The 9,527-nt window shown below is 72.8% G+C and carries 8 protein-coding genes; 6 read left to right on the forward strand and 2 right to left on the reverse strand.

Annotation, left to right across the window (positions count from 1 at the left end; all coding sequences use genetic code 11):
• The 4 genes from WML84_RS09870 to WML84_RS09885 all read left to right on the forward strand — a co-directional run.
• Positions 1-353: FCD domain-containing protein (locus WML84_RS09870; protein WP_347345974.1), on the forward strand; the 353-nt coding region annotated here is incomplete at its 5' end.
• A 76-nt stretch (positions 354-429) separates the two neighbouring features.
• Entirely contained in the window at positions 430-2,718 is a 2,289-nt protein-coding gene (locus WML84_RS09875; RefSeq protein ID WP_347345975.1) for a glycoside hydrolase family 3 N-terminal domain-containing protein, read from the forward strand.
• Between the two features lie 31 nt (positions 2,719-2,749).
• Positions 2,750-4,348, forward strand: coding sequence for an MFS transporter (locus WML84_RS09880; protein ID WP_347345976.1), 1,599 nt, complete (start codon positions 2,750-2,752; stop codon positions 4,346-4,348).
• Between the two features lie 27 nt (positions 4,349-4,375).
• Entirely contained in the window at positions 4,376-4,939 is a 564-nt protein-coding gene (locus WML84_RS09885) for a YbaK/EbsC family protein (protein ID WP_347345977.1), read from the forward strand.
• A gap of 27 nt (positions 4,940-4,966) precedes the next feature.
• On the opposite strand, the gene WML84_RS09890 is transcribed toward WML84_RS09885, so the two are convergent.
• Positions 4,967-6,679 (reverse strand): alpha-glucosidase, encoded by a 1,713-nt coding sequence (locus WML84_RS09890; protein ID WP_347345978.1) that lies wholly within the window; start codon positions 6,677-6,679, stop codon positions 4,967-4,969.
• A 106-nt stretch (positions 6,680-6,785) separates the two neighbouring features.
• On the opposite strand from WML84_RS09890, the gene WML84_RS09895 reads away from it, so the two are divergent.
• Positions 6,786-7,151: a helix-turn-helix transcriptional regulator gene (locus tag WML84_RS09895; RefSeq protein WP_347345979.1), complete on the forward strand. Its 366-nt coding sequence runs from the start codon at positions 6,786-6,788 to the stop codon at positions 7,149-7,151.
• Between the two features lies 1 nt (position 7,152).
• The gene (locus WML84_RS09900) at positions 7,153-8,535 is read left to right on the forward strand and encodes a permease prefix domain 1-containing protein (protein WP_347345980.1); all 1,383 of its coding nucleotides are present in this window, start codon (positions 7,153-7,155) and stop codon (positions 8,533-8,535) included.
• Here WML84_RS09900 and WML84_RS09905 read toward each other — a convergent pair.
• The coding region (locus WML84_RS09905; RefSeq protein ID WP_347345981.1) for an NAD(P)-dependent alcohol dehydrogenase at positions 8,532-9,527 on the reverse strand (996 nt) is incomplete at its 5' end. The two genes, WML84_RS09900 and WML84_RS09905, sit on opposite strands and share 4 nt — an antisense overlap.

Here is a 9,527-nt window from a genome sequence, read left to right on the forward strand (position 1 = left end):
GCCCGCTCGATGCGGCGCTCGCCGACCTGACCGCGGTCGACGCGGCATCCGACTGGCCGGCCGCCGCCCGTGCGCACGCCGCCTTCCACCGCGCGCTCGTCGCGGCGGCCGGCAGCCCGCGCATCACCGAGGCGTACGCGCGGCTCGACTCCGAGATGCTGCTGCTCCTCACCCACCTGCGGCCCGGCTACCCCGCGGCCTCCCTCGGCGACGAGCATCGCGACTACCTGGCCGCCGTGCAGCGCGACGGGGGCGAGGCGGTGCGGGCGCACCTCGCCGGCTCGACCGCGCAGATCCGCTCCGCGCGGGCGGATGCCGGCGACGCGGGGCTCCCGGCATCGCGATCCGCGTGAGCGGACCTTCTAGCATGGGGGAGGCGCGGAGATCCGAGCGCCGCCGGCCTGCCGACGAGTGTTGAAGGAGACGCACATGACCTCGGAGACTCCCGCCTATCTCGACCCCGCGCTGCCGATCCCGAAGCGGGTCGCCGACCTGCTGGGACGCATGACGGCCGCCGAGAAGGCGGGGCAGATGCTCCAGCTCGACGCCCGCGAGGACCTCGACGACCAGGTGCTGCGCGTGAACGTCGGCTCGCTCCTGCACACGTCGCCCGAGCGCCTGGTGCGCGCCCACGAGCTCGTGGAGCAGACGCGGCTGCGCATCCCGATCCTGGTCGGCGAGGACTGCATCCACGGCCACTCGTTCTGGGAGGGCGCCACGATCTTTCCGACGCAGCTGGGCATGGCCGGCTCGTGGGACCCGGCGCTCATCGAGCGGGTCGCCCGCGCGACGGCGCTCGAGGTGGCGGCCACCGGCGTGCACTGGACGTTCTCGCCGGTGCTGTGCATCTCGCGCGACCTGCGCTGGGGCCGCGTGGGCGAGACGTTCGGCGAGGACCCGTTCCTGATCGGCGAGCTGGCGTCGGCGATGGTCCGCGGCTACCAGGGCGAGGGCCTCGACGACGAGACCGCGATCCTGGCGACCGCGAAGCACTTCGCCGCCTACTCCGAGACGCAGGGCGGGCGGGATGCCAGCGAGGCCGACGTCTCGCAGCGGAAGCTCCGCTCGTGGTTCCTGCCGCCGTTCGAGCGCGTCGTGCGCGACGGGTGCCGCACCTTCATGCTCGGCTACCAGTCGATCGACGGCGTGCCGATCACGATCAACCGGTGGCTGCTGTCGGACGTCCTGCGCGGCGAGTGGGGCTACACCGGCACGCTCGTCACCGACTGGGACAACGTGGGCCGCATGGTGTGGGAGCAGAAGGTGCAGCCCGACTACGCGCACGCGGCCGCGGCGGCGGTCAAGGCGGGCAACGACCTCGTCATGAACACGCCGGGGTTCTACGAGGGCGCGCTCGAGGCGATCGAGACGGGCCTCCTCGACGAGTCCGAACTCGACGCCGCGGTCTCGCGCATCCTGACGGTCAAGTTCGAGCTGGGCCTGTTCGAGAACCCGCGCCGCCCCGACCAGGACCGCATCGAGGCCGTGATCGGCACGGCCGACCACCGCGAGCTGAACCTCGAGATCGCGCGCCGGTCGCTCGTGCTGCTGCGCAACGAGGGCGTGCTGCCGCTCGACGGCGGCCTCGTCGCCGACGGCGACACCGGCGGTGCGAGGCGGACCGGACGCGACCCGAAGCGCATCGCCGTCGTCGGACCTCTCGCCGACGACGCGCAGACGCAGCTCGGCGACTGGGCGGGCGGCTCCGGCCAGGCGGGGTGGCTCGACTCGCAGCCGCGGGAGATGATCACGACCGTGCTCGACGGCCTGCGCGGCTTCGCGCCCGACGACTGGACGATCACGCACGCGCGCGGCGCGGACATCGTCACGCTCGCCTCCGATCCCGAGGGCTCGCACTTCCCCGACGGGCAGCCGCGCCCGCCGATCGGCCTGCCCTGTCCGCCCGACGAGGCCCTCATCGCGGATGCCGTGGCCGACGCCCGCCGCGCCGACTACGTCGTGGCCGTCGTGGGCGACCGCATCGAGCTGGTCGGCGAGGGCAAGTCCACCGCGACCCTCGACCTGATCGGCGGGCAGATCGCGCTGCTCGAGGCGCTCGCCGAGACCGGCACCCCGCTCATCGTGGTGCTCCTGGCGTCGAAGCCGCTCGTGCTGCCCGACTCGGTGCTCGACGCCGCGGCGCTCGTGTGGGTCGCCAATCCCGGCATGGAGGGCGGCCGGGCGATCGCCGAGCTGCTGCTCGGGCTCGTCGAGCCCAGCGGCCGGCTGCCGATCTCGTTCGCGCGGCACGCCGGGCAGCAGCCCACCTACTACAACCAGGTGCGCGGGCAGCACGGCGACCGGTACGCCGACCTCACCCAGGACCCCGCGTTCGCGTTCGGCGAGGGCCTCTCGTACACGTGGGTCGACTACGCCGACCTGCACCTCGACGAGACCGAGCTCACCGCATCCGACACCCTCGTCGCCGAGGTCACCGTCCGCAACGTCGGCCACCGGCCCGTGCGCGAGACGGTGCAGGCGTACGTCAGCGACCTCGTCACCTCGGCGAGCTGGGCCGACAAGGAGCTCAAGGCCTACCGCCAGGTCGACCTCGACCCCGGCGAGGAGGCCCGCGTGCGGTTCGAGCTCCCCGTCGCGGACTGCACGATCGTCGACGCCACCGGCACGCGCATCGTCGAGCCCGGCGAGTTCGAGCTGCGCGTCGGCCGATCCTCGCGCGAGGAGTCGCTCCTGCGCGCCGTCTTCACGGTGGCCTGAGCGTCGTGGCGACGGAGCGAGGCGCACGGGCATGACCGGGACCGTCGTCGAGCGGGCGCCCGAGCCGCCCGCCTTCGCGCCGCTCGGGCAGAGCGGGTTCCGTTGGCTGTGGCCGGCCGTCGTGGTCAGCTACGTCGGCATCTGGAGCCAGACCGTCGGCGCGCAGTGGCTGCTGGTCAACGGCCCCAACGCGAACGTGACGGTCGCGCTCATCCAGACCGCCGTCATGCTGCCGATGATGCTCTTCTCGCTCCCCGCGGGGGTGCTCGCCGACCGCTACGACCGCCGCTGGATCATGATCGCGATCCAGCTGTACGCCGCCGTGGTGTCGCTCCTGCTCGCGTGGCTGACCGCGGCGGGACTCGCCACGCCGCCGGTGGTGCTGCTGTTCACACTCCTCCTCGGCCTCGCCGGCGCGTTCATGCAGCCGGCGTGGCAGGCCACGCTCCCCGAGGTCGTGCCGCGCGACCAGCTGGGCGCCGCGACCCGCCTCGAGATGGTGGGCATGAACTTCGGCCGCTCGGTCGGGCCCGCCCTCGCCGGCATCGTGATCGGGCTCTCCGGCGTGCCGTGGGTGTTCCTCATCACCGTGGCCACGTCGCTCGTGCTGGTCGTGGCGCTCCTCACGTGGCGGCGGCCGGCGCCGACCGAGCCGCCGCGCACGCGCGAGCGGTTCCTGCCCGCGCTGAACGCCGGCATCCGGTACGTGCGCAACGACCGCGTCGTGCGGCGCATCCTGCTGCGCTCGGTGCTGTTCATCGCGCCGGCGACCGTGCTGTGGGCGCTCATCCCGATCGTCGCCCGCGAGCGCCTCGACATCGACGCGGGCGCGTACGGGGCGCTGTTCGGCGCCCTCGGCGTCGGCGCGGTCATCGCGGCCCTGTCGGTCGGCAAGCTCCGCAGGACCGTCTCGATCAACGGCCTGCTGGTCGGCGCGGGACTCGTCTACGCGATCGTGCTCGCCGTCATCGTGCTGGTGCCCGTGTTCGCCGTCGCGCTCGTCGCCCTGGTCGTCGGCGGCGCGGCGTGGACGACGTGCATCTCGATCCTCAACGCCGAGATGCAGGTCGTGCTGCCCACGTGGGTGCGGGCGCGGGGCCTGGCCGTCTACCTCGTCACGTTCACGGGGTCGCAGGCCGTGGCATCCCTCCTGTGGGGGCAGGTCGCGGCGCTCACCGGGATCGTGGTCGTGTTCGTCGCCGGTGCCGTGCTCGTCGCCGGCGCCGCGCTGAGCGGCTTCTTCCTGCGCATCCCCGAGGTCGCCGGCAGCGACCAGGAGACCTCGACCTACCTCGGCGACGTCAACGTGCCGGTCGAGCTGCAGCCGACCGACGGCCCGATCCTCGTGACCGTCGACTACACCGTGCTGCCCGAGAACGAGGCCGAGTTCCTCGCCTCGACCGCGGCGCTGCGCCGTTCACGGCTGCGCAGCGGCGCGAGCCGGTGGGAGCTGTACCGGGTCGCCGAGACGCCCGACCGCTTCGTGGAGACGTTCCAGGTGGCCTCGTGGGAGGAGCACCTCGCGCAGCACCGCGAGCGGCTGACCCAGGCCGACCAGCGCATCGAGGAGACCACGCGCTCGTACATCGCGGGCGTCGGCAACGTGCGCCACCTCATCCCGCCGGACTGATCCGCAGGCCCTGGCACAATGGTGCCCGTGGACACGGCCATCGACCCCGGGCAGCCGGCGCAGCTCTCGTTCGCGCCCGCGACCGAGGCGCCCGAGCTCCTGGCACCCCCGGTGGCCGCGGCGCTGGGCGGCATCGACCCGGCGCTGTCGGCGCGCATCCGGGTGGCGGCGATCGATCCGGGGCTGGCCGACACCGCCGCGTTCTGCGCGGCCTACAGCTGGGCGCCCGAGTCGGGCGCGAACTGCATCGTCGTGGCGGGCCGGCGCGGAGAGCGCACGACCTACGCCGCGTGCGTCGTGCTCGCCTCCACGCGCGCCGACGTCAACGGCGCGGTGCGGCGCCTGCTCGACGCGCGGCGCGCGAGCTTCGCGCCGATGGCGGATGCCGTCGCCCTCACCGGCATGGAGTACGGCGGCATCACGCCGATCGGGCTGCCCGCCGACTGGCGCGTGCTCGTCGACGCCCGCGTGCGCGACGTGCCGGACGCGATCGTCGGCGCCGGCATCCGCGCGGCGAAGATCGCCGTCCCGGGGGCCGTGCTGTGCGCCCTCCCCGGCGTCGAGGTCGTCGACGGCCTCGCCACCGGGTAGCGGCCGCCCGGCACGGGCCGGCCCGAGTCAGGCCAGGCGCAGGATGCGGGACTCCCAGGGCGCGAGCGACGCACCGTCGCCGTCGTCGCGGGTGCCGAGGACCAGGGTCGCCCCGTCGAGCGGAGGCAGCCCGTCGGGGGGAAGCGCGGCCGGCTCGGACGAGCAGTTCGCCACGACCAGGAGCACGTCGTCGCCGAGGGTCCGCGTGAACGCCCACAGCTGCTCGTGGTCGGGCAGCAGCAGGTCGAAGCGGCCCAGCCGGACCACCTCGTCCTCGTGCCGCAGCGCGATGAGCCGCTTGAAGTGCGCGAAGACCGAGTCCGGGTCGCCCTGGGCTGCCGCGGCGTTGATCTCGGCGTGGTTCGGGTTCGCCGCGATCCACGGGACGCCGTCGGTGAAGCCGGCGTGCTCGCTGGCGTCCCACTGCATCGGGGTGCGCGCGTGGTCGCGGCTCTTGACCTCGAGCGAGCGCATGACCGTCGCGGCATCCAGTCCGCTCGCCGTCGCGAGCGTGTGATAGTTGATCGACTCGATGTCGTGGTAGTGGCCGATCTCGGTGAGGGGCGCGTTCGTCATGCCGAGCTCCTCGCCCTGGTAGACGTAGGGCGTCCCCCGGTGCAGGTGCAGCACGGTCGCGAGCGTCTTCGCCGAGTTCACGCGGTGCGCGGGCGAGTCGTCGCCGAACCGCGAGACCGCGCGCGGCTGGTCGTGGTTGTCGAGGTAGAGCGAGTTCCAGCCGGCCTCGGCGAGCGCGTCCTGCCAGTGGGCGAGGTTCGCCTTCAGCACCGGCAGCGGGAGGTCGGCGAGGTCCCATTTGCTGCCGCCGGGGACGGCGTCGAGGCCTACATGCTCGAAGGTGAATATCATGTTGAGCTCATGCCGCTCCGGGTCGGTGGCGCGGATCGCGGTCTCGATCGTCGAGCCGGGCATCTCGCCCACGGTGAGCAGCCGATGCTCGTCGAAGCCGACCTCGCGGTTCATCTCGGCGAGGAACTCGTCGAGGCGGGGTCCGCCGCCGAGGCTGAACGTGCTCTGCCCCGCGTCGGAGACGGGGCCGCCGGAGGTGATGTCGTCGGGCTTGGAGATCAGGTTGATGACGTCGAGCCGGAAGCCGTCCACCCCGCGGGCGACCCACCAGCGCATCATCTCGTACACCGCCCGGCGGACCTCGGGGTTCTCCCAGTTCAGGTCGGGCTGGCCCGGGCTGAACAGGCCCAGGTAGTACTCGCCGCTCTCCGGGTCGTACGTCCACACCGACGGCGCGAAGGCGGCGGGATGGTCGCTCGGCTCGGCGCCGGGCGCGCCGCCCTCGTGCCCGGCCCGCGGGCTCCGCCAGAAGTACCAGTCCCGCTTCGCAGACGCCGGGTCGCGCGACTCGACGAACCACGGGTGCTCGTCGGAGGTGTGGTTGACCACGACGTCCATCACGATCTTGATGCCGCGCTCGTGGGCCGCGGCGAGGAGGACGTCGAAGTCGGCGAGCGTGCCGAAGAGCGGGTCGATGTCCTGGTAGTCGCTGATGTCGTAGCCGTTGTCGCGCTGCGGAGAGCGGTAGACGGGCGACAGCCAGACGACGTCGACGCCGAGGTCGGCGAGATAGTCCAGGCGGCTCGTGATGCCCGGGAGGTCGCCGATGCCGTCGCCGTCGCTGTCGCTGAACGAGCGGGGGTAGACCTGGTAGACGACGGCCGACCTCCACCAGTCGGCGGGGCGGAGGTCTTCGCTCACGGGTGAGTCCATGCATTGCATCCTGCCCTACCGCGGACCGGCACGGACACGGCTTGACATCCTCCCCGCTATACCTTGTACTTCTAGGTACATCGTTGTGCGAGGTATAGGAGTCGGGATGCGGATCGGAAAAGACCTGGTGGCGGCTGCGGCGACGCCGCTCGTGCTGGGCATCCTCGCGGAGGGCGAGTCGTACGGGTACGCCATCCTCCAGCGCGTGAGCGAGCTGTCGGACGGAGAGCTCGAGTGGCGCGACGGCATGCTGTACCCGCTGCTGCATCGCCTGGAGCGGCTCGGCCACGTCGAGTCGTCGTGGGGCGAGTCGCCCACCGGGCGGCCGCGCAAGCACTATCGGCTGAGCGCGAGCGGGCGCGCGGCCTTCGCCGAGCAGCGCCGCCAGTGGTCGGTCGTGAGCGAGGCGCTCGGGCGGGTGTGGGCGACGCGCGGCGACGGCTTCGGGTCGCTCGCGGTGGGAGAGGCCTGACATGGATGCCGCACGCACCGACCCCGTCGAGGAGCAGATCGCCCTCTGGCGCGCCTACGTGTCGCGGCGCGAGGCCATCGCCCACGCCGACGTGCACGAGCTCGAGGGGCACCTGCGCGACCGGATCGACCAGCTGACGGCATCCGGACTCGCCCGCGACGAGGCGTTCCTCGTCGCCATCAAGCGGATGGGGAGCCTCGACGAGCTCTCCCGCGAGTTCGCGCGCGAGCACTCCGAGCGACTGTGGAAGCAGCTGGTGGTGGATGCCGGGGCCGCCCCGGCGCGATCGCACCGGCTGACCGTCGCCGTGGTCCTCGCGGGCCTCGCCGCGCTCGCCGTGAAGGTCCCCGCGCTGTTCGGCATCGGCTTCGCGAGCAGCGGCGACTTCTACGGCCGCAACCTCGTCCTCCTCGTGCTGCCGTTCCTCGCGGCGCTCTTCCTCGTCCGCCGCCGCGCCGGTGCCGGCACGATCGCGGCGGTCGCGGCATCGTTCGTCGTCGCGGCGCTCGTCGTGAACGGCTACCCCTTCGCGCCCGAGGGGGCGACGCTGCTCCTGACCGTGGTCCACGTGGCGGTGGCGCTGTGGCTCGTGGTGGGGGTCGCCTACGCGGGCGGGGACTGGCGGTCGGGACGCGCGCGCATGGACTTCATCCGCTTCACCGGGGAGTGGGTCGTCTACCTGGCGCTCATCGCGCTCGGCGGCGCGGTGCTCGTGGCCCTCACGATGGCCGTGTTCGCCGCCGTCGGGGTCGACGCCGGCGGCTTCGTGCAGGAGTGGCTCGTGCCGTGCGGCCTCGCCGGCGCGGTCGTCGTCTCCGGCTGGCTGGTCGAGGCCAAGCAGAGCGTCATCGAGAACATCGCACCGGTGCTGACCAAGGTCTTCACGCCGTTGTTCACCGCGTTGCTCGTCGCATTCATCGTCGTCGGGCTCCTGCAGGGCGATCTCATCGACCCGGACGGCGGCGGGGTGAGCGTGTTCGGTCAGCGCGACCTGCTGATCGTCTTCGACCTCGTCCTGATCGTCGTGCTGGGCCTGCTGCTGTACTCGCTGTCGGCGCGCGACCCGCTCGCTCCCGCCGGCTGGTTCGAGCGTCTCCAGCTCGTGCTGGTCGTCGCCGCGCTCGTCGTGGACCTCATCGTGCTCGTCGCGATGGTCGGCCGGATCGGCAGCTTCGGCGCGAGCCCGAACAAGCTCGCCTCGCTCGGGCTCAACCTCATCCTGCTGGTCAACCTCGCGGGCGCCGCGTGGCTGCAGGTCGGGTTCCTGCGTCGCCGCATCCCGTTCGCGCGGCTCGAGGCGTGGCAGACCTCGTACGTGCCCGTCTACCTGGGGTGGGCCGTGGTCGTCGCGGCGGTCCTGCCGCCGACGTTCGGATTCGTCTAGACCGCCGGAGGGATGACGATCGCCTTGAGCGACTCGGGGTCGCGATGCGCGAGGGTCAGGGCGTCCTCGGTGTGCTCGAGGTCGAACCGGTGGGTGATGATCGCCGCGGCATCCACCCTGCCCGTGGCGATGAGCTCGAGGGCGGTGGGGTAGGTGTTCGCGTAGCGGAAGACGCCGCCGATCGTGAGCTCGCGGCCCTGCACGAGGGGCACGTCGATCGACACGGTCTCGGCGCCCATGCCGATCAGCACGACGCGGCCGGCACGGTCGAGGCGCCGCATCCCGCCGCTCAGCGCGGCGGGTGCGCCGGAGCACTCCAGCAGCACCGTGAACGTCGAGTCGCGCGGGGCGTCCGCGCGCTCGGCGTCGAGGCCGAGGGCCCGGGCCGCGTCGAGGCGGAAGTCGCTGAGGTCGGTCACGGTGACGGCCGACGCGCCCAGAGCGCGGGCCACCTGGGCGGCGTACAGCCCGATGGGCCCGGCGCCGGTGACGAGCACCCGGTCGCCCGCGGTGATGCCCGCCTTGCGGCCGGCCCACACGCCGACCGACACGGGCTCTGCCATCGCGGCCTCCTCGACGCCGAGCCCCTCCGGCGCGCGGTGCGCGAAGCGCGCGTCGATCGTGACGTACGCCGCGATCGAGCCGTCGATCGGCGGCGTCGCGAAGAAGGCCACGTCGGGGCACAGGTTGTACCGACCGGCGAGGCACTGCTCGCAGTGTCGGCACGGGATGCCGGGCTCGAGCGCCACGGTCTCGCCGACGCGCGCGGGGTCGACACCGGCCCCCACGCCGACGATCACGCCCGCCGACTCGTGGCCGACGACCATCGGGTGCTCGACGACGTACGAGCCGATGCGTCCGCGCTCGTAGTAGTGCACGTCCGACCCGCAGATGCCGACCGCGCGCACGTTGACGAGCACCTCGCCCGGCCCCGGCTCGGGGACGGGGCGGTCCTCGATGCGGAGGTCATGCGTGCCGTAGAGGACGGCGCT

It is taken from the genome of Microbacterium sp. (assembly GCF_039812165.1).
Classification (GTDB): Bacteria; Actinomycetota; Actinomycetes; order Actinomycetales; family Microbacteriaceae; genus Microbacterium.